The 20,059-nt window shown below is 45.3% G+C and carries 21 protein-coding genes and 1 riboswitch; of the genes, 1 reads left to right on the plus strand and 20 read right to left on the minus strand.

Annotated features, from left to right (window positions below; genetic code table 11):
- The 16 genes from rsmB to AXX12_RS05275 all read right to left on the minus strand — a co-directional run bounded on the left by rsmB (position 1) and on the right by AXX12_RS05275 (position 15,722).
- A complete protein-coding gene (gene rsmB / locus AXX12_RS05205; RefSeq protein WP_066239122.1) occupies positions 1-1,326 on the minus strand; it encodes a 16S rRNA (cytosine(967)-C(5))-methyltransferase RsmB in 1,326 nt (441 codons plus the stop codon).
- A gap of 8 nt (positions 1,327-1,334) precedes the next feature.
- Positions 1,335-2,111: a DUF116 domain-containing protein gene (locus tag AXX12_RS05210; protein WP_066239125.1), complete on the minus strand. Its 777-nt coding sequence runs from the start codon at positions 2,109-2,111 to the stop codon at positions 1,335-1,337.
- A 12-nt stretch (positions 2,112-2,123) separates the two neighbouring features.
- Positions 2,124-3,068, minus strand: coding sequence for a methionyl-tRNA formyltransferase (fmt, locus tag AXX12_RS05215; protein WP_066239128.1), 945 nt, complete (start codon positions 3,066-3,068; stop codon positions 2,124-2,126).
- On the minus strand, positions 3,069-3,527 hold the full coding sequence (gene def, locus AXX12_RS05220; protein ID WP_066239130.1) for a peptide deformylase: 459 nt from the start codon (positions 3,525-3,527) through the stop codon (positions 3,069-3,071).
- A 76-nt stretch (positions 3,528-3,603) separates the two neighbouring features.
- Positions 3,604-6,006: a primosomal protein N' gene (gene priA / locus AXX12_RS05225; protein ID WP_066239132.1), complete on the minus strand. Its 2,403-nt coding sequence runs from the start codon at positions 6,004-6,006 to the stop codon at positions 3,604-3,606.
- 140 nt (positions 6,007-6,146) lie between these two features.
- A complete protein-coding gene (locus AXX12_RS19195; RefSeq protein ID WP_156478591.1) occupies positions 6,147-6,323 on the minus strand; it encodes a hypothetical protein in 177 nt (58 codons plus the stop codon).
- Between the two features lie 11 nt (positions 6,324-6,334).
- Positions 6,335-6,562, minus strand: a complete 228-nt coding sequence (locus AXX12_RS05230; RefSeq protein ID WP_066239135.1) for a heavy-metal-associated domain-containing protein — start codon at positions 6,560-6,562, stop codon at positions 6,335-6,337.
- Positions 6,563-6,723: 161 nt separating this feature from the next.
- Positions 6,724-7,908: a methionine adenosyltransferase gene (gene metK, locus AXX12_RS05235; protein WP_066239138.1), complete on the minus strand. Its 1,185-nt coding sequence runs from the start codon at positions 7,906-7,908 to the stop codon at positions 6,724-6,726.
- A gap of 69 nt (positions 7,909-7,977) precedes the next feature.
- A riboswitch (SAM riboswitch) is annotated at positions 7,978-8,082 on the minus strand.
- Between the two features lie 73 nt (positions 8,083-8,155).
- A complete protein-coding gene (gene coaBC, locus AXX12_RS05240) occupies positions 8,156-9,346 on the minus strand; it encodes a bifunctional phosphopantothenoylcysteine decarboxylase/phosphopantothenate--cysteine ligase CoaBC (RefSeq protein WP_066239141.1) in 1,191 nt (396 codons plus the stop codon).
- 11 nt (positions 9,347-9,357) lie between these two features.
- Positions 9,358-9,564: a DNA-directed RNA polymerase subunit omega gene (rpoZ, locus tag AXX12_RS05245; RefSeq protein WP_066239144.1), complete on the minus strand. Its 207-nt coding sequence runs from the start codon at positions 9,562-9,564 to the stop codon at positions 9,358-9,360.
- Positions 9,561-10,196 (minus strand): guanylate kinase, encoded by a 636-nt coding sequence (gmk, locus tag AXX12_RS05250; protein ID WP_066239147.1) that lies wholly within the window; start codon positions 10,194-10,196, stop codon positions 9,561-9,563. Before gmk ends, rpoZ begins: the two co-directional genes overlap by 4 nt.
- Positions 10,197-10,232: 36 nt before the next feature.
- Positions 10,233-10,499, minus strand: coding sequence for an extracellular matrix/biofilm regulator RemA (gene remA, locus AXX12_RS05255; protein WP_066239149.1), 267 nt, complete (start codon positions 10,497-10,499; stop codon positions 10,233-10,235).
- Positions 10,500-10,539: 40 nt separating this feature from the next.
- Complete coding sequence (locus AXX12_RS05260; protein WP_066239152.1) at positions 10,540-11,424, minus strand: YicC/YloC family endoribonuclease; 885 nt, start codon at positions 11,422-11,424, stop codon at positions 10,540-10,542.
- Between the two features lie 35 nt (positions 11,425-11,459).
- On the minus strand, positions 11,460-12,053 hold the full coding sequence (locus tag AXX12_RS05265) for a hypothetical protein (RefSeq protein ID WP_066239155.1): 594 nt from the start codon (positions 12,051-12,053) through the stop codon (positions 11,460-11,462).
- 23 nt (positions 12,054-12,076) lie between these two features.
- Positions 12,077-12,925 carry a diaminopimelate epimerase gene (dapF, locus tag AXX12_RS05270; RefSeq protein ID WP_066239158.1) on the minus strand — a complete coding sequence of 283 codons (849 nt, stop codon included), beginning with the start codon at positions 12,923-12,925 and terminating at the stop codon, positions 12,077-12,079.
- A gap of 43 nt (positions 12,926-12,968) precedes the next feature.
- Complete coding sequence (locus AXX12_RS05275; protein WP_074431340.1) at positions 12,969-15,722, minus strand: calcium-transporting P-type ATPase, PMR1-type; 2,754 nt, start codon at positions 15,720-15,722, stop codon at positions 12,969-12,971.
- A 162-nt stretch (positions 15,723-15,884) separates the two neighbouring features.
- Between AXX12_RS05275 and AXX12_RS05280 the strand changes: the two genes are divergently transcribed.
- Complete coding sequence (locus AXX12_RS05280) at positions 15,885-17,624, plus strand: Rqc2 family fibronectin-binding protein (protein WP_066239161.1); 1,740 nt, start codon at positions 15,885-15,887, stop codon at positions 17,622-17,624.
- A gap of 32 nt (positions 17,625-17,656) precedes the next feature.
- On the opposite strand, the gene pyrR is transcribed toward AXX12_RS05280, so the two are convergent.
- From pyrR to AXX12_RS05300, 4 genes are read right to left on the minus strand one after another with little or no spacing between them, the layout of a single operon-like run.
- Positions 17,657-18,211, minus strand: coding sequence for a bifunctional pyr operon transcriptional regulator/uracil phosphoribosyltransferase PyrR (pyrR, locus tag AXX12_RS05285; protein WP_066239163.1), 555 nt, complete (start codon positions 18,209-18,211; stop codon positions 17,657-17,659).
- Positions 18,212-18,216: 5 nt separating this feature from the next.
- Positions 18,217-19,146: an RluA family pseudouridine synthase gene (locus AXX12_RS05290; protein WP_066239166.1), complete on the minus strand. Its 930-nt coding sequence runs from the start codon at positions 19,144-19,146 to the stop codon at positions 18,217-18,219.
- Complete coding sequence (gene lspA, locus AXX12_RS05295) at positions 19,139-19,591, minus strand: signal peptidase II (RefSeq protein ID WP_066239169.1); 453 nt, start codon at positions 19,589-19,591, stop codon at positions 19,139-19,141. Before lspA ends, AXX12_RS05290 begins: the two co-directional genes overlap by 8 nt.
- 28 nt (positions 19,592-19,619) lie before the next feature.
- The gene (locus AXX12_RS05300; protein WP_066239172.1) at positions 19,620-19,991 is read right to left on the minus strand and encodes a methylglyoxal synthase; all 372 of its coding nucleotides are present in this window, start codon (positions 19,989-19,991) and stop codon (positions 19,620-19,622) included.
- Positions 19,992-20,059 lie beyond the last annotated feature (68 nt).

Here is a 20,059-nt window from a genome sequence, read left to right on the forward strand (position 1 = left end):
CTAGTGTTTTTTTAATCTAGAAATAAAAAACCCGTCTACAAAGTCAAGATGCGGCCACAACTGCACAAACTCCCCCTGGCGTGGGCTTGGCAATCGGCTTCCAGCAGATTGAAGCGAAAAATCTGGTCTTATGGATAAAAATTCACGAATAACCATTTCATTTTCTTCCGGTTCGGTAGTACAAGTACTATAGACTAAGACTCCACCCGGCTTTAGGCATGAAGCAGCACCCGTAAGAATAGATAGCTGCAGTTTGGGTAAGTCCTGCAATTGCGATTCGGTTTTGCGCCAGCGAGAATCTGGCTTGCGTCTCAGAACGCCGAGCCCAGAACAGGGAGCATCGACAAGTACGCGGTCAGCTTTGCCTGAGAACTGATCAGACAAGGTAGCAGCATCAGTCTGTAAAGTTTCCAGACAGGTTATCCCTAACCTCCTGGCATTTTCTCTAGTAATCGCTAGTTTGTGTTCAAATAAATCAACCGATAAAAGGCGGCCGGTGTTTTTCATCAAAGCGGCAAGATGAGTGCTTTTACCTCCCGGCGCGCCGCAGGCGTCAATAACAAATTCTCCAGGTTGGGGATCGACAACATGAGCTACAAGCATGGAACTCTCGTCTTGAACTTGAAATAAACCTTCCTTCAATGACGTTAATGAAGCCAGAGCAGGCAGTTCATGACAAATGATACCTTCTGGGGTCCAATCGCTAGCCGTGCAAGTGACTCCTTCCTGAGCAAGGCGTACTAATAAAGCTTCTCGCGTTATTTTGAGAGTATTAGTTCGCAGCGACAACCGGGGGGGTTTATTGTTTTCTTGAAGTAGTCTTTCGACCGCCTCCGAGTCAAAGCGCTTTAGCCATCGGCTAACCAACCATTCGGGATGGAAGTAGGTCAATGCTAAATAGCGAAGTAGATCTTCCTCTTTTGTGGGATATTTGGCTTTTTCCTGATTACGTGCCGCACTGCGTAAAACTGCATTAACAAACTTTACAGTGCCGGGATGCCCATACTTCTTGGCCAATTCAACCGCCTGATTACAGGCCGCGGAAGGCGGCACTTTGCTAAGAAAAAACAGTTGGTACAAACCTAAACGTAATATATTGCGAATCATCGGCGGAATTTTGGCAGGAGGACGATCGACATAGCGAGACATTATCCAGTCAATGGTTCCCCAAGCTTTAACTGTGCCGTAAACCAATTCGGTCAGAAATCTTCGGTCTTGATCTGAAAAATTGTTGCGATTAATCATATTGGCCAGCGCGATATTGGCGTAGGCCTGTTTAACATCTACATCGTGAATAATCTGCAGGGCAAGTTGACGTATGTTCATAGATTCTCCTACTTCATCTGCGCTGGAATAAGAAAGTTATCGATTGCTTCTGCTACTCTCTCAATGCTGACACGGGTGTTACAGCAAGGACCGTGAGGGCGTTCATTGAGAACACCGACAACCGGTAGCGGAAAAGTATCCTGTATTCCGCTGGTTAAATCGCGCTCACAAGCGATGGCAAGAACAGCTTTTGGGCGTAGACGTTTGACAACCTGCCTGGCAAGAGTGCCTCCGGTGACAATTGCCAGATGGACACCCTTCTCTTCTGTCAGCTTAACCAAAGCTCCTACTGTGCACGCGCCACAACGCTGGCAATTGTTAACATTCTGAGTGATTTTGTGAGGGCAAGTATCTAGTTGGATACAGTGTGGAGAGAGAACAAGTAACTGGTCAGGTCTGATTTTAATACGTTTCCTTTTAACAAGATGATTACTAACCTCAATAAAAGAACGCTCAATGCGTTCCTTATCAATATCAAATAATTTCCCCAGCATGAGAGCTAGCGGAAATAACAGGTTTATAGCAGACCAGGCAGGTCCTTGGAAAAAACCTGGCGTGGGGAATCCGATAATGGCAAGGATAATACCTATGACCCCTACTGTAATCACTATCACAACTGTACCCAGCACTGCGCCCAATAAAAAGGGTAAGTATGTGCTGATATTAGCTAATCCAGGAAAACTAACTCGCCATATCCCATATGTTGATAGTCCAGCAAGCAAAAGACTGGCGAGAATAAGAGCTAAAAAAAGACGCTTTTTCGGTCTGGTAACCGTATTGAACATGAGATATCACCTCTAAATCAGGGTTTCATCAATAAGCAAACAGTAGCCGTTGGCGCAGTCACGGGCATTCATCCGCTGCCGACATTCAGGCTGTAATTCAAGCAATTCTACAGCACCTACTCCTGCTTCAACAATAACTCCATCAGACGTTAACGCATGAATTCTGCCGGGATGTTTGTTAGTGCCAGCCAAGGAGGTCACAGTAGCAACTCTTGATTTGCACAATTTAAGCGACTTCTCTTTGTGGAAGCAGTAAGCACCCGGCCAGGGACAGAGACCACGAATGCGATTATGGATTTCTTGCGCAGATAGGGTCCAATCGATTCGTTCGACTTCTCTGGTCAATAGAGGAGCATATGTAGCTGCGGCATGGTCTTGAGAAGTTCGTGGTGCTTGTCCAGCTTCAGCTAGGGCTAATGTATCCAACAGTAAATCCGCTCCGGCGATCATTAGCTTGTCATGAAGTATGCCGGTTGTATCCTCTGGACCAATAGGAATCTCTTTTTTAAGTATCATATCGCCAGTATCCATACCGACATCCATATACATAGTAGTAACGCCTGTCGTCTGGTCACCATTTATGATTGCCCAATGTATTGGCGCTGCTCCACGATAGCGAGGCAACAGTGACGCATGAACATTGATGCAACCAAGTCTTGGCAGATCAAGCATATTCTTTGGCAGAATTTGACCATACGCAACTACTACGATAACATCGGGCGATAATAGACGTAGCTCTTGAAGAAAAGCCGGGTCCTTAATTTTACCCGGCTGGAGAACCGTTAAATTATAGTCAAGCGCAGCTTGTTTAATCGGCGATGGGCACATTTTTTTGCCGCGCCCTTTGGGACGATCTGGTTGAGTAACGACTGCAGCGACTTCGTGCCCTGCATTGACGATTGCATTCAAACAGGGAACTGCGAAATCAGGCGTACCCATGAAGACAACACGTAACATTTATTTATTCCCCTTATAAATCGTGTTTGAGCGTTCAATAAACAAAACGCCTTCAAGGTGGTCAATCTCGTGCTGCAACGCTCTTGCCAGTAAACCGTCGGCCACTATCCGAACTGATTTGCCATTACGATCAAGCGCTTCAACAGTCACACGGCTAGCCCGTTCAACGTCACCAAAAACACCAGGAATGCTTAAACACCCCTCTGTTGCACATTCGAGTCCTTCATGTTCAACGATTTCCGGGTTGACTAATCCGATTAATCCGTCGCCGACATCAATAACGATAATTCGCTGCGAGACGCCTATTTGCGGCGCAGCTAGTCCTACACCATCTGCAACATACATAGTCTCGGTCATCGATTCAATGAGTTCCTTAATCTTCTTTGTAATCTTTTCCACCGGCGCAGCTTTTTGTTTAAGAACAGGATCGCCTGCTTTACGTATATCTAATATAGCCATTTGGGCCTCACCTTCTGATTTTGATAATAAGAATCTATTTTCTATTTTACTCTGGTTTATGCAGAAAGGCAAATGCTTACAACAGATTATAGGGATCCACATCCACTGTGATTCCTGCTTTTGAAACTTGCAGTAACTGAGCCAGCCTTTTCTTAATATCTGTTGATGATCCACATTTAATGAGGATGTTCATTCGAAATACATCCTTAACTTTAGCGATAGTTGAAGGAAACGGACCGAGAATTTCGACACCTGTGTCAACAATGGAGCTGCGTAAGGCAGCAGTAAAGAATTCCGCATCGCGTCGAGCGCTATTTTCGATTTCCGAAGAAATGGTGCAACGAATTAGGCGAATGAACGGCGGATAGTTTAAACTCCGGCGAAAGTCGACTTCACATCCGAAAAATTGCCGGTAGTCCTGCGCTGCTCCTGACTGAACAGCATAGTGGTCAGGATTGTATGTCTGCACAATGACTGAACCGGCTTTTTGCCCGCGTCCGGCTCGGCCTGCGGCTTGGGTGACTAAGGCAAACGTCTTCTCCGCTGCCCGAAAATCCGGCAGATTTAGGGTACTATCTGCAGCCAAAATGCCAACGGCAGTTACATTGGCAATATCATGTCCTTTGGCAACCATTTGCGTGCCAAGCAGAAGATCATACTTGCCTGCTTGAAAATCCCTCAGAATAGTATCAGTTGCGAATCGGCCGCCAGTCGTGTCTCGATCCATTCGTAGTATTCGGGCATTCGGCAGCAGTCGCTTCAGCTCTTCTTCAGCTTTTTGCGTGCCCGCGCCAAAGTAGCGAATATAGCGACTCTCACAGACTGGGCATACATCGGGAACAGTTTCTTGACGTCGGCAATAATGGCAGCGCAAGCTCTGAGCGTCAGCATGATAGACAAGCGAGACTGCGCAATGCTGGCACCGCATCACGTGACCGCATTCCCGGCACAGCAAAAAAGTCGAGTGTCCGCGCCGATTTAATAGCACGATAGCCTGTTCGCCACGGCTGATGGTATCCTGTAATAAGCAAGCTAAACGGTCAGAAATAACGCTTCGTCTCCCCTGCGCCATCTCTTCTCTCATATCAACAACTTCTACGGACGGCAAAACAGCACCGTCAGCGCGTTCTGTCAATTCCAATAATGTGTATTGGTTCGACAATGCGGTTTGATAGGACTCGATGGCAGGGGTAGCGCTGCCAAGTATAACAATCGCCCCTGCTAATTCGGCTCGTTTTAATGCTACATCACGGGCGTGGTAGCGAGGTGACTCTTCTTGTTTATACGTGAATTCATGTTCTTCGTCAAGAACAATTAGACCTAGATTTGACATAGGTGCAAAAATAGCCGAGCGGGCGCCAATTACGATGCCGGCTTGGCCTTCACGTAGTCGTTGCCAGGCGTCATAGCGTTCTCGTAAGGACAACTTACTATGAAAAACAACGACATCATTGCCAAAACGATTCTTGAAACGATTAACGATTTGACTTGTCAATGCAATTTCCGGTACAAGGACTATTACTTGTCTGCCCTGGTTCCGCGTTGTTGCTGCCGCTTCCATATATATTTCAGTCTTGCCACTGCCAGTAATGCCATGTAACAAAAAGGGTTTAAAGACGTTACTAATAAGAGCGGATTGGATTTTTTCAAGACAGATAGCCTGTTCTCTAGTCAATGGTTTGCGTTCAATGGTCGTGATTTCAGATTCTCTATAGCTGTCACATAGCTGAAGAATTGGCCGACAGGTTAGGACTCCGTCGCTTATTAGTTTCTGTACTCCGGTTATTGATATGCCAAGTTGTTTCAGCGATTCCTTCGTCATCGCGCCTTTTTCTAACAGTGTTTCTAATACACGACGTTGCGCAGGTCTTTTAACATATTCTGGTAGAGACTGACGGGCTAAGGCAGGGTCGGCTAAGCAGTATTCCTGAACAAATCGGCTTTGTTGGCGGGTTTTCGCTTGGCTATCAATTACGACTAGCTTACGGTTGACGAGAAGTTGTAGTTTGCTCAGTATGTCAAGACCGAATCGACGCACCAAAGCATCTCTGTCCACAGGTTGCTTAGCTCCGATGAAAGCAATCAGACTGAGACTACCGTCAAAGACTTCACTGGTGGGCATGGGATCACAACTATTTAAATGGTAGAGTTGCTGAGTCTTAATCCCCTTTTTACCTGGTACGAATAATCGTAAGGCTTCAGCAAGAGTACAGAGATAATAGTCTGATAGCCATTGTGCCAATTGTAACATCGAGTCATCAAACCAAGGAAAATTATCGAGCGCCGTCTTTACTTGTTTTAATTCCGCCGGATCGCCATCGCGGGTTGCAATAATAAAACCCTCAGCCTCTCTATTGCCAAAAGGAACAATAACTCGCCAGCCTGGTGCGAGAAAGTCAAGCTCAGGTGGTATTATATAGCTGAATGCCTGCTGCAAGGAGCGCGTAGGCACATTGATTATGATCTCGCCAATTTTCATGAAGTGTTCCTTTATCCTTAAATAATGCTATTATACTACATTGGCTGTAGAAAGCCAAAATCCTCTTCATCCATGTTTGAAGAATGTCGAAGTTAGTCATAAACTGGTTTGGGCTCCGCCATTAGCGGAGCCCAAACCAGCTATCGAATATGCATTTTTTCCGAATAGGGATGCAATATTTCTCTCAGCGAGCAGTCATCCAAACAACTTGAACCGGCGTATGGGCTAACATCCCATTCCTCTGCAGCCTCCATGGCCGGGCGTTTATAATAATGTTTAAATCTCTGTTTTCCTGGCGGTTTGAAACGCATGAACATAAAATCAACTCCTATTCCCTGATGGAGTAGCCAAGTGTCTGTAGCGTTTCTTCGATATATCCACTTTTAACCATGTTGGGGTCATATTCTACAGATACCTGCTTATTAGTCTGATCCACGTTTACATGGCTTACACCATCAAGATGAGATAGAGTATGCTCGATGCGGTCAACGCAATGTTCACCCATAAGACCGCCGATCCGGTACACAGAATTCGTGGTCTTGTCTCGTGTCTTCATTTCGTCTCACTACCCTCCCTTCTTATCGTGAATAGTGCCAACTGTTGTAGTATAGCCCGATTTTAATGTTTTCACCGCAAAACAAGGCTGCCTAATGAGTGCGGAAATAAAAGGACGGTACTACAAGCGTAGTATCGTCCTTTTGTGAAATCTTATGAGTATTACTTGATCCCTGCATCAGTGCGGAGCAGAGTTGCTTTATCTGTTCTCTCCCAAGGCAGGTCTACATCAACCCGACCAAAGTGGCCATACGCAGCAGTCTGACGGTAAATCGGACGTCTCAAATCAAGTGATTGGATGATTGCGGCAGGTCGCAGGTCAAAATGCTTTTGGACCAACTGAGAGATCAGCGCTTCGTCAACCTTGGCTGTGCCAAAAGTTTCCACTAATACGGAAACTGGCTTGGCAATGCCGATAGCATAGGCGAGCTGAATTTCACATTTATCAGCCAATCCAGCGGCTACTACATTTTTAGCAACATAGCGCGCCGCATACGCCGCCGAGCGATCAACCTTTGTAGGATCTTTTCCTGAAAAGGCACCGCCGCCATGACGAGCCATGCCACCATAGGTGTCAACAATGATCTTTCTGCCTGTAAGCCCAGAATCGCCTTGTGGTCCGCCAACAACAAAACGTCCGGTTGGATTAATATAGTATTTCGTATTTTCATCAAGTAAATGTGCCGGTACGATCGGTTTGATAACGTGTTCAATAATATCGTTGTTAATTTGTATCCCTTCCACGTCAGGACTATGCTGAGAAGATATGACAATGGTATCAACCCGGACTGGTTTGCCCTCTTCATATTCGACGGTGACTTGAGTTTTTCCATCAGGACGCAAATAATTCATCTTTCCGTTCTTGCGAACTTCAGATAAACGGTGCGCAAGCTTATGCGCTAGGGAAATGGGCAAAGGCATATATTCAGGCGTTTCATTTGTCGCAAAACCAAACATCATGCCTTGGTCGCCGGCGCCAATGGATTCAACTGTTTCGAGTTCGCCTTTTTTCGCTTCAAACGATTTGTTAACTCCTAAAGCAATATCAGCAGATTGTTCATCAATGGAAGTTATTACACCGCAGGTCTCACTGTCAAAACCATACTTGGCACGAGTGTATCCGATATCGCGAATCGTGTGTCGAACAATTTTGGGGATATCGACATAGCAGTTGGTGGTGATTTCACCGACAACATGGACTAAACCAGTGGTGATCAGCGTTTCGCATGCTACACGGGCATAAGGATCTTGCGCCAGTATGGCGTCAAGTACACTATCCGAGATTTGGTCGGCGATTTTGTCAGGATGTCCTTCAGTAACCGACTCTGAAGTAAAAAGTCTACGCATAGATATATACCTCCTAATTACTATCCTTTCACAGTAAAAAAAAACTCCCTCAAGAGAGGGTGTTATTCTCTCCCATCTTGCGGCTATTCCGCAGGACTTGGCACCGTTTTGAGAATGCTCAAATGGTTGCCGCGGTTTCATCGGGCCTGTCCCTCCACCAACTCTTGATGAGTAGTACTATGTAATTTTCACCATGATTATTCTACGGGATAAGGGCATAAAATGCAACAGGTTTTTAGCAAATATTTTATAAGAGTTGAGAAACTTTATTCAAAATTACTAGTGCAACCTCATCTTTCGACATCAGAGGTAAATCCTCTATATGTCCATCACGGAAAATCAACTTAGCAATATTCGTATCTGTGTTAAAGCCTGCGCCTGGTAATGTCACATCATTAGCCACAATCATGTCTAAATTTTTGCGAGTTAATTTTTCCTGAGCGTGTAGCAATAAATCTTGCGTCTCTGCTGCAAAACCAACTAAAACCTGCTTTTGTTTGTGTTGGCCAAGCTCAGAGAGAATGTCAGGATTTTTCTCTAACTCTAAAACCAAACTATCGCCGGTTTTTTTTATTTTATGCACTGCAGCCTGTTTGGGACGATAATCGGCGACAGCAGCTGCCTTGATCACGATGTTTGAGTCATCATATTCAGACAATACAGCATCCCGCATCGCTGCTGCTGTTTCGACATCAATCCGCCTAACTCCTTGCGGCGTAGGTAAGGAAACAGGGCCAGATATCAGAACAACATTAGCTCCCATTTTAGCTGCCGCTTTTGCAATCGCATAGCCCATTTTTCCGCTTGATCGGTTTCCAACAAAGCGTACCGGGTCAATTGGTTCTCGCGTTCCTCCTGCGGTGACGATTACCTTCTTATCTTTGAGTATTCCGCGAGAGGAAAGCACGGCCGCAATTTCATCTACAATTCGTCCAGGGGCTGCCAGTCGTCCAGGACCTTCGGTGCCGCAAGCCAACAAACCGGATTCGGGATCGACAAAATAATACCCGAGATTTGCGAGTTTGCTCAGGTTGTTTTGGACAATGGGGTTCTGATACATGTGTGTATTCATAGCGGGAGCCAAGAGAATCGGCGCTTGGGTGGCCATAACCGTAGTAGAAAGCATATCATCAGCAATTCCATTGGCAATCTTACCAATGATATTGGCCGTTGCTGGTGCGATGACCATGATATCTGCTAGAGTTGCCAGTGCAATATGAGCTACATGCCATTGCTTTGGCTCATCCCACATACTAACAGCAACCGGATTGCCGCTCATTTCACGAAATGTTAACGGAGTGACAAATTGGGCTGAGGCCTGTGTCATAATAACATGCACACTGGCGCCAGCCTTTCTTAACAAACTGACAATTTCAACAGCTTTATATGCGGCAATGCCGCCAGTCACGCCAATAACAACGTTTTTCCCTGCTAGCACTTGCGATCCTCCTATTTAATGCCGACTTTCGTTCGTTCAAAGGAAACATGATTTTGAATAATCTCTTCCAACGCTAACGTGACAGGTTTATTGGATTTGCTGTCGGCCGTTGTTGCTTCCCCGCTCATGATTTCGCGTGCTCGTTTAGCGGTTAGGACTACGAGTGTGTATTTGCTATCCACTTTGTTGACGAGCACATCTAATGAAGGATGGATCATAAGTCTGCCTCCTTAGGCGATATTTGCCTGCCGGCAATTTCGTGAACGATTTCCTTATTACGTGCAACAAGGCACTTTTCAGCTTCAACGATAGCGGCAATTTTCCTGACTGCCTCCGGCACTTCATCATTGACAACAACATATTGGTAATTGTAAATAAACGAGAGTTCCTGATATACGCAACTCAAACGCAAATCAATGAGGTCTTGCGTTTCAGTCCCCCGCTTATGTATCCGCGTTTCCAGTTCATTAATTGAAGGCGGAACAATAAAGACAAATACTCCTTGCGGAAATTTATCTTTAACCTGCATAGCACCTTGAATATCAATCTCGAGAATAACATCTAGGCCACTTTGTAGTTGTTCCTTAACATACTTTATGGGCGTGCCATAGAATCGCCCATAAACCTCGGCCCACTCCAGAAGTTCATCATTGGCAGCCATCGATTTGAAGTCTGCCTCGGAAACAAACCAGTAATTAACACCGTTTATTTCACCTGGGCGAGGCGACCGTGTTGTAGCTGAAACAGAATAGTGCAGGTTAGGATAGTTCTGCAGCAATTCTTTGCATATTGTCCCCTTCCCGGTCCCGGAAGGGCCGGAAAGTACGACTAATATTCCCTGCCGCGCCATCATATAGACTCCTTCTATCAGATATAATTTTACTGTTTATTCTGCAGCATCGTCGCTGACATCTTTGCTGACTAACCGATGGGCAACCGTCTCTGGTTGCACAGCCGAAAGAATGACATGATCACTATCAGCAATGATGACCGCGCGGGTTCTGCGTCCATAGGTTGCGTCGATCAGCATGCCCCGATCGCGTGCTTCTTGGATAATGCGCTTGATGGGAGCCGATTCCGGACTCACGATTGATATGATCCGATTGGCGGAGACGATATTGCCGAAACCGATGTTGATGAGTTTGATATCCATTAATAAAAACCTCCTACTCTTATTCGAACTGCAGCCTACATTACTCTATGTTTTGGATTTGTTCTCTGACCTTCTCCAGTTCACTTTTCATTTCAACAACAAGGTTTGCGACAGTAAAATCGTTTGCTTTAGAGGCAATCGTATTCGTCTCGCGATTGATTTCTTGCAAAAGAAAGTCCAGTTTTCGGCCAACCGATTCATCGGAATCAATGGTTCGATAGAACTGATCAAAATGACTGTTTAGACGGACTAACTCTTCTGTAAAATTGGTGCGTTCGGCGAAGCAAGCAACTTCCTGCAACACACGCGCCTCATCAGGTTGGTTCCCAAGCAACGAAAGCGTTTCACGCAGACGCACCAGAAGTCGTTCGTTATATTCCTCGATGATTTGGGGAGCACGCTCTTCGATAACTGCAGCATGTTTAGCGATAATGCCTAGACGATGTGATAGGTCTTTTTCGATATTTGCACCTTCCCTCGTGCGCATTTTGAGTAGATTATCGACTGCGCTATCAAGGGCGACCGATAGTTTGGGCCATAGCTGTTCGGCGTCTTCCACAACCTCTTCCGACTTGAGAACATCCGGATAGGAAGCGATTTGCCTAAGTGCGATATCTGCAGGTAAATCTAGAACATCGGCCAACTCTCTTAATGCTTTATAGTAAGCGATCGCCAATTCTTTGTCAACCCTTAAGGATCGTTTCTTCCCCCCGTACTCATCTAGTGTGATATAAACGTCGATACGCCCCCTGGCTAATGAATCTGCCACGCGGCGCCGAATTCGATCCTCGAGGGAGTTAAGATTTTTAGGCATACGGATAACAATTTCATTATAACGATGATTGACTGCTTTGATCTCCACAGTGAAGCGATGATGGTTGTCCATGAATTCGCCGCGGCCGAAGCCGGTCATACTTTTCAACACCGGAAACTCCTCTCTTCGCATAGCATTATTATATTCTAGAGTACTTTTTCAAGATCAAAGAAAAAAGATCGATTATGCTTGGTATCATCAGTTAGCAACAATAAAACGGGGCGATTTCGTAAGAGCGTTTTGTCAACAAAATATAAATAGAATTGGGCACTAGCCAGTATTTTTCCATTAACGTTGTATTGAGAATAAGTTGGAGGAGATATGTAGTATGCGGTAAGGGTTTGTTTATCTTGCACTAGCTTTGCATTTAGCTTTACCGGCGCAGAGGGGTCTTGCGAATGGATAGTGATACTAAAGACTAGATAACCATTATATTGGGCAAGCGCCTTCTCGCTATTTTCGAGAAGAATAGGTTGATTACTGAGAGCTTTCTCCCGAGCATTTGCAGCAACTAATATATATGGTGTGAAAATTTGAGCCTGCTCAGTGAATTCGCTCAGTCTTTGTGCTTTCTCTTCAAACGCCGTCCATGGCGTCATGAATGACGAATAGTTTTCAAATGCTAAGCGGCGACCATACTCTTGGGCATCACGAATGATAAACGTATTAACAGGAGACATCGCCAGTGTTTGGCTAGCGATTAGCAAAAGCAAAAAAACGCAAACCACAATTTTTTTCATAATGCCCCCCCGCGACAAATAATTCAATCAGTCGCTACAGAGTTTTCAATGGAAATATCGCCAACAAAAGATTCGACAGCAGGACCAGTCATTAACACGTGACCAGTGGCTTCTTCCCATTCAATTTGGAGATCACCGCCTTCAAGGTGAACGACGGCCTTACGATCAGTTTTGTTAGTCAAAACTCCTGCAACTAAAGAAGCGCTGGCGCCGGTTCCACAGGCCAAAGTCACTCCGGCGCCCCTTTCCCAAACCTTCATGATCATCTCAGATCGGTTAATAACCTGAATGAATTCTACATTTGTTTTTTCTGGGAATAGCGGATGAATTTCAATCTTCTTGCCGATATTCTGCCAGTCGAGTCCCTGGAATGAATCCACAAAAATAACGCAATGCGGAACGCCGGTTGACACGCAGGTCGCATTATAGGTTATATCGTTAATTGTAATGGGAACATTGATTGCCGTGGAGGCAGAATCGCCGCTGACAGGAATCTCACTTCGTTTAAGCTTAGGTTCACCAAGATTTACTTTAACTTCAGAGCCATCACCAACTAGGCGAGCATGGATTATACCGGCGAGAGTTTCAATTGTTAGTTCATTCTTCTTTGTCAAACCATTGGTGTGGACATAGCGGCTAAAGCAGCGGGTTGCGTTGCCGCACATTTGCGCTTCACTGCCGTCAGAGTTAAAAATTTGCATTCTAAAATCAGCTTGCGTCGACGGTAGCACAAGCACCAGACCGTCTGCGCCAATGCCGAAATGTCTGTCGCAGAGGGTTTCAGCTAGTTGTTGCAAATTGATCGGGGCTTTTTCAAAGCCGTTAACAAAGATAAAATCGTTGCCTAGTCCATGCCATTTTGAAAATTTCATCATTAGCCTCCATTTTTGCGAAAAGAATGATATAAAAATTTGGTTAGCGGATCTTGACGGCCACAGGCTTAACAGATCCCCGGGCCAGCCGAAGTATATGCTTTAGCAACGACAGAATAAATGTCCAGCCAGCGACTGTGAGAACAATCAACCAATCAAAAGCTGTCATCGGAACGGTTGCAAAAATATTGCTAAGAAACGGCACATAGATAACAGACAACTGCATAATTGTCGATGCTGCTACTGCCAACAACAAATAGGGATTTGTCAGCATGCCAAGTTCGAAAATTGTATAGTTCTCAGACCGGCAATCAAAAACATGAAATAATTGGCAGAATACCAAAGTGCAAAACGCCATTGTTCTTGCTAAAGCCAGGTCGTTGCGCAATAGATAAATGCCAGTAAAGACCAAGATTGTACTGAAGCCGATTTGCGCTCCGCGGCTGGCGATTTTACGGCTTAGTCCGCGTGAAAAGACGCTTTCTTTTGGATGACGTGGCGGACGGCGCATGCAGTTAGCCTCAGTTGGATCGACGCCAAGCGCTAAAGCGGGGAGGCCATCTGTCACAAGATTAACCCATAAGACTTGAACCGGTAATAACGGCAAAGGCAATCCCACTAGTGATGCGACAAACATGGTAAGAACTTCTCCTATATTACATGATAACAGATAACGGATAAATTTGCGAATGTTGTCGTAAATTCCTCGCCCTTCCTCTACTGCGGCTACAATGGTTGCGAAATTGTCATCAGCCAGGATCATGGAGGATGCCTCTTTGGTAACATCAGTTCCTGAAATCCCCATTGATATGCCAATATCGGCTTCCTTTACAGCTGGCGCATCATTGACACCGTCACCAGTCATTGCGACAATGTGTCCGTTTTGTTTGAGCGCCTTGACAATGCGAAGTTTATGTGCCGGAGAAACTCGTGCATAAACTGACACCTTGCTAGCAATTTTGTTGAATTCTTGATCACTCATAGCATCAAGATCGCGACCAGTTAATGCTCTGTTGGCACCCAGCTCGTAAAGCTTTAGTTCATCGGCAATGGCAATGGCTGTGTTGGGATGATCTCCAGTGATCATAACTGCTTTAATGCCTGCATCTCGGCAAATCTGAATTGCCTGCTTAGCTTCGTCCCGCGGAGGATCGATCATACCAATTAGACCTAAGAATACGAGGTCATGCTCAATAGAACCATCCACTTTTTCTGTAGGAACTAGGCGGCGATATGCCAGTGCCAACACGCGAAGAGCTTGTGAAGTCATATCATCATGGACTTTTCTGATGCTTTGCAGATTGTCATCTGTTAATTGCAGTTCGCGTCCATCAACCCAATAGGATTTGCATAAATCGAGAATGGTATCGGGAGCTCCTTTGCTATATACGAATTTGGACATTTCCTGATCTTGATAGACTACAGACATCAGGCGACGCTCTGATTCGAAAGGGAGTTCGTCAATCCGTCTAAGAGTTTTCTCTAAGTCTTCACGCCAAATCGCAGCCTTAGCGGCGGCAACAACGAGAGCTCCTTCAGTTGGATCGCCTTCAATCGACCAGCCAGAATTTTGTTTTTTGCGCCACAGGCCGGTAATCGCTACATTGTTCTGCTTGATGATACTATTGTTGCACAAAGTAGCAGTGATTAGGCATAATTCTAAATTCTTATCCTTTCGAGGCTCAAATTCCTGCTTGTTTCGCAAAAAATCTCCCGAAATATCATAGCCTGAGCCTGTTATCTCATAGGTTGTTCCCGCAGTATATAGTTTGCGTACCGTCATGGCGTTTTGCGTTAACGTACCAGTCTTATCAGAGCAGATGACTGTAACACAGCCTAGAGTTTCAACAGCAGGCAGTCTTCTAATGATAGCGTTCTCTTTGATCATGCGTTGAACGCCTAAAGTTAGGCATACGGTAACGATCGCAGGCAGCCCTTCCGGAATTGCTGCTACAGCTAAGCTAATACCAGCCATGCACATGAGAAAGATTGGTTCACCTTTGAAAATTCCTATGGCGACGACAACCGCACAGATCACCAAACAGCCCCACACTAGCAATTTTCCCAGGTGTTCGAGACGACGTTGCAGTGGCGTATCTTCATCGCCGACATCTTGAATCATGTCTGCAATTCGCCCGACTTCGGAATGTGGTCCTGTGTCACAAACTACGGACTGACCCCGCCCCCGTGTTATGATAGTTCCCGCGTAGACCATGTTCTTGCGGTCCCCGAGAGCGGTATCTTCCGCAAAATGCCGATCACAAATTTTTCGAACCGGCAGGGATTCTCCGGTTAACGCGGCTTCTTCTATCTCCAAGTTATTGACACTAACCAGTCTGGCGTCAGCAGCTAGTTTATCGCCTGCCTCGTGTACAAGGATGTCTCCTGGGACTAACTCTCTGGCTGGCACGTGCTGGAGCGTAGCATTGCGGATAACGAATGCATTAGGTGCCGTCAGTTTTTTTAGGGCTTTAATCGAGCGCTCAGCGCGATTTTCTTGGATAAAGCCTAGGATGGCATTGATAAGAACGATGGCCAAAATCGTGATAGCATCAACATATTCACCTAAGAATGCGGAGATAAGAGTTGCACACAGTAATACAAGTACCATGAAATCCTGAAACTGAGCAATCAACTGTTTCCACCATGGCGTTTCTTGTTTTTCTGCCAATTCATTATAACCATACACATCCAGACGACGGGCGACTTCCGCTGTAGACAGCCCTTCATTGACATCTGTCTTTAAGCTCTCTAATACATCACGCAGAGGCATTGCATGCCAGTTTCTTTTTTCCACTCCCTACACCTCGCAAATCTGTCTGTATCTTCATGGTATTCGTTTTGGCTAGCAAATAGACCAATCGGTCGTGTGTACGGACGGTTCGCTGTTCCTTGAACCAACAGACGGGTAATGGTATACTGATGCCATCAGACAGTATTTGATTGTGGGGGACTTGGAATGAGTTTGGATGGATTATCGCTCTCTTTATTAGTAGCTGAATTAAATAATACACTGTGCGGCGGACGGATAGAGAAAATTTTTCAGCCAGATGCACACAGCTTAACCTTATTTATTCGCATTCCTGGAAAAACGGTGCGCCTGGTTCTATCGGCAGATTCTAAACAGCCACGCATGAATATTTCATTAGATAGTGTGGAAAATCCTAATGTTCCGCCTGCTTTCTGCATGTTATTGCGAAAACATTTAGATGACGGCCGTATTAACTCCATAGTACAGCACAGTCTGGACAGAACGGTCATGATTCATGTTGATGTGCGCGAAGAAGGTGGGACGATTGCCGTCAAAACCTTGATTGTTGAATTAATGGGCAAACACAGCAACATTATTTTTGTGCATAAAGACACCATCATAGATGCTATTCACCGCGTTGGGCCGGCAATGAGCCGTTATCGTCAGGTTCTCCCTGGCAGACAATATAACTTGCCTCCAGGTCAAGACAAGATAAATATATTGGATATAGCCCCGGAAACGTTTGTAAATGGGCTTAAAGCTCAAACAGGTCTATTACAGAAAGTGATCATCAACCAAACTATCGGCTTGGGTCCGGTAACTGTTAAAGAGATTCTTTGGCGAGCCGGAATTGGGTTGGAGAAAATGACAACAGATATTGACAGATCCGGCTGGAGTCAACTACAAAGCGCGATCGAGTCGATTATAGGACCAATAAAGAAATTAGTGGCAATCCCTCATGTTCGCGTCAACACCGCCAATAAGGTAACTGGCTTTGCCGGTTTCACATTAGAACACCTGACCGATGCTACATACGAATTTACGACCATGAGCCAAGCCGTGGACTTTATTAGCGGTCTGACTCCGCAAGCTCCCCCGGAGAAGGAGCGACTACAGAAATTTGTGGCTAATGAGTTGAAGCGCTTGCAACGAAAAAAGGAGGTTCTAACTGAAGAGCACGAACTAGCGAATGCTGCAGATGAGCTAAGACACAAAGCAGATATCCTGATGACTTACCTGTCCACCTTGCAGCAAGGTCAAGCAATAGTGAATTTACCAGATATTTATGCAGAACAGCCGAATACGATTATTCAAATTGAACTAGATCAAAGAGAGACGCCGTCGCGCAATGCCCAGATTTATTACAATCGTTATAATAAACAAAAACGCGCGCAACAGAATTTGGCGGTGCAACTCACACAATTAAATGAGGAAAGCAACTATTTGGAAAGCGTACAATTGATGCTAGAGCACACGCAAACAACGCAAGAAACACGCGAAATTGAGGAAGAACTCATTGCCGGAGGCTATCTTGCCAAAAGGGGAAAACGAAAGCCAGAGCCGGTTTCTGCCCCGTTGACTATTCTATTAGGCGATGGCTGCGTAATCACAGTTGGAAAAAATAATCGTCAAAATGACATCGTAACGTTTAAGATGTCCCGCCCTGATGATCTTTGGTTTCATACAAAGGATATCCCAGGTTCACACGTCATCCTGCGATCTGTTGGCTCTCCTGACAATGGCGCATTACAAACTGCGGCTATGGTCGCAGCCTACTTCAGCAAGGCTCGCCAATCTTCTAGCGTGCCTGTCGATTACACTCTGCGTCGCCATGTAAAGAAACCAAACGGTGCAAAGCCGGGGTTTGTGATATATGACAAGCAAAATACACTGTTTGTTACGCCTGAAGAAAAAACCGTTAATGAACTGCTTAATAATAAAAAATGAATAATAAAAAAGGACCAAACGGTCCTTTTTTATTATTCATCAACAAATTCTTGTAGTACGACTTGCTCAATAGAATCGACGGATGCAAGTTGGACACTGACTACTTCCCGTTTCGACGTAGGTACGTTTTTCCCTACATAGTCCGCTCGAATGGGAAGCTCACGATGTCCACGGTCAATAAGAACAGCAAGTTGAATCGAAGTTGGTCTGCCAATGTCTATTAAGGCGTCTAAAGCTGCCCGAACGGTTCGTCCGGTAAATAACACATCGTCAACCAAGATAATTTTCACATCATCTAAAACAAATGGTAATTTCGTTTCGTGGACAATCGGTTGGTGACTTAGGGTTGATAGATCATCACGGTAAAGAGTGATGTCGAGCACCCCGACAGGGGGCCTTCTGCCCTCGATCTTCTCAATAATTTCTGCCAGCCTAATAGCTAACGGGACACCCCGAGTACGAATGCCGACGAGCGCAACAGCTTGAACTCCTTTGTTCTTTTCAATAATTTCATGCGCAATGCGGGTCAAAGCTCGTTGAATCCCTTGGGCATCCATGAGGGTTGTTTTCTCGACTAATTTACTCAACAAATTCACCTGCCTTTTCGGCCGCGCAGGGCCGATATTATGACTTTCATGTCTTGAGGCATGTCAGCAGTAAACGTAAGGCGCTCACCTGTACTGGGATGGAAAAATGCTAACTCAGTTGAATGCAGCGCCTGACCTTGAATATGAAAATGCGGCTGCTTGGGACCATACTTAGGATCGCCAACCACCGGGTGCCCAATATAGGCCATGTGTACCCGAATTTGGTGTGTACGACCGGTTTCAAGTTTGCACTCCAGAAAAGTATATTCGTTAAAGCGTTCTAAAACAGTAAATCGTGTAATCGCCTTTTTACTGTTCGTAAAAGTGACTGCCATTTTCTTTCGATCAATCGCATGGCGGCCAATTGGGGCATTGATAATTCCCTGATTCTCTTTCACATTGCCATGCACGATTGCAAGGTACTTGCGGCTAGCAACACGAGTTTGAATCTGCTCAGCTAAACTGATGTGGGCTTTATCATTTTTCGCCACAACCATGACTCCTGATGTATCTTTATCCAGACGGTGGACAATGCCTGGCCTAGTTACGCCGTTAATGCCTGACAAGTCTGTGCAACGGCCGAGCAATGCATTGACTAATGTACCAGCCTCATTTCCCACCGCTGGGTGGACTACCATATTACGCGGCTTATTCACTACAATAACATCACGATCTTCATAAACGATATCCAATTTGATGTTCTCGGGCTCAGCCGCAAGCGGGCGAGAAGCGGGGATTTCAATGAGTACGTTATCCCCTTGACGCACTCTATAGTTCGATTTTTCTGGTCGCCCATTAACAGTAACTTGACCGTCGATAATGAGTTTTTGAACATGTGAACGTGATAACTCGTTAATCTGACCAGTCACGAATAAATCTAAGCGTTGATTTTCGACGCAAGGCTCAACACTAAATGTGTAATTTTGCTCATTCATGCTGTCCTTCCTTTTGCTGAGACCGAAGAATGGAAAGGATGATCATGCCTACACCGCCCACAATAGCCATGTCAGCGATATTAAAAACCGGCCAAATTCGAAAATCAAAGAAGTCAATAACATATCCAGTTTTGACGCGATCAATTACATTCCCTACTGCTCCGCCCACCTGTAGTCCGATACCGGTGCGCAGCAACAAATGGCCTGGTGGAATCCGCGGATAGAAATAGACTACCGCCGCCACCAAGAGCAAAGCAACAACGATAAAAAAAGAGGTGCGATGCTCCAACATGCCAAAAGCAGCTCCAGGATTCAGCACATATGTTAAATGAAATACATTTTCAATCAAAGGAATACTCATACCAAGCTGCATATGAGATTCAACATAATACTTTGACCATTGATCGAAAGCCACTACGACAGCTGCTAATAGTAATATAGGCACGATAGTTCTCTCCTATCCATGTAAAACATTATCGCGCCGCAGCAGCGAGTAATAAAAGATGAGCGCAACATGTATTTGTGGCGACGGGAACATTATGAACGTCGCAAACTCGCAGCAGAGCAGTAATATCAGGTTCATGGGGTTGAGCTGTCAATGGATCACGCAGGAAAATGACCAAGTCGACTTCGTGATTTGCAATTTGTGCCCCAATTTGAAGGTCCCCGCCTAGTGGACCCGATAGGTAGGCAGTTACCTCTAAATTTGTATTTTCACGAATAATACGGCCGGTAGTGGCGGTTGCAATTAAGTTCTTATCTTCCAGCATCTCTTTGTGCTCTTTGACAAAACTAAGCATTTCTTCTTTTTTGCGATCATGAGCGATTAATGCAATTGTGAGCAAACTTTCACCATCTTTCTCAAACTGAAGCAGTTTCTATCGATTGTGCCATATGTTACTATGATACCTAA

Origin of the sequence: Anaerosporomusa subterranea, assembly GCF_001611555.1 — a bacterium.
GTDB classification, from domain to species: Bacteria; Bacillota; Negativicutes; order Sporomusales; family Acetonemataceae; genus Anaerosporomusa; species Anaerosporomusa subterranea.

Excerpts from the sequence above, each read along its gene's own strand:
- rsmB (WP_066239122.1), bottom strand. The coding sequence starts at position 1,326 with ATGAACATACGTCAACTTGCCCTGCAGATTATTCACGATGTAGATGTT.
- AXX12_RS05210 (WP_066239125.1), bottom strand. The coding sequence starts at position 2,111 with ATGTTCAATACGGTTACCAGACCGAAAAAGCGTCTTTTTTTAGCTCTT.
- fmt (WP_066239128.1), bottom strand. The coding sequence starts at position 3,068 with ATGTTACGTGTTGTCTTCATGGGTACGCCTGATTTCGCAGTTCCCTGT.
- def (WP_066239130.1), bottom strand. The coding sequence starts at position 3,527 with ATGGCTATATTAGATATACGTAAAGCAGGCGATCCTGTTCTTAAACAA.
- priA (WP_066239132.1), bottom strand. The coding sequence starts at position 6,006 with ATGAAAATTGGCGAGATCATAATCAATGTGCCTACGCGCTCCTTGCAG.
- AXX12_RS19195 (WP_156478591.1), bottom strand. The coding sequence starts at position 6,323 with ATGTTCATGCGTTTCAAACCGCCAGGAAAACAGAGATTTAAACATTAT.
- AXX12_RS05230 (WP_066239135.1), bottom strand. The coding sequence starts at position 6,562 with ATGAAGACACGAGACAAGACCACGAATTCTGTGTACCGGATCGGCGGT.
- metK (WP_066239138.1), bottom strand. The coding sequence starts at position 7,908 with ATGCGTAGACTTTTTACTTCAGAGTCGGTTACTGAAGGACATCCTGAC.
- rpoZ (WP_066239144.1), bottom strand. The coding sequence starts at position 9,564 with ATGATCCATCCTTCATTAGATGTGCTCGTCAACAAAGTGGATAGCAAA.
- gmk (WP_066239147.1), bottom strand. The coding sequence starts at position 10,196 with ATGGCGCGGCAGGGAATATTAGTCGTACTTTCCGGCCCTTCCGGGACC.
- remA (WP_066239149.1), bottom strand. The coding sequence starts at position 10,499 with ATGGATATCAAACTCATCAACATCGGTTTCGGCAATATCGTCTCCGCC.
- AXX12_RS05265 (WP_066239155.1), bottom strand. The coding sequence starts at position 12,053 with ATGAAAAAAATTGTGGTTTGCGTTTTTTTGCTTTTGCTAATCGCTAGC.
- dapF (WP_066239158.1), bottom strand. The coding sequence starts at position 12,925 with ATGAAATTTTCAAAATGGCATGGACTAGGCAACGATTTTATCTTTGTT.
- AXX12_RS05280 (WP_066239161.1), top strand. The coding sequence starts at position 15,885 with ATGAGTTTGGATGGATTATCGCTCTCTTTATTAGTAGCTGAATTAAAT.
- AXX12_RS05290 (WP_066239166.1), bottom strand. The coding sequence starts at position 19,146 with ATGAATGAGCAAAATTACACATTTAGTGTTGAGCCTTGCGTCGAAAAT.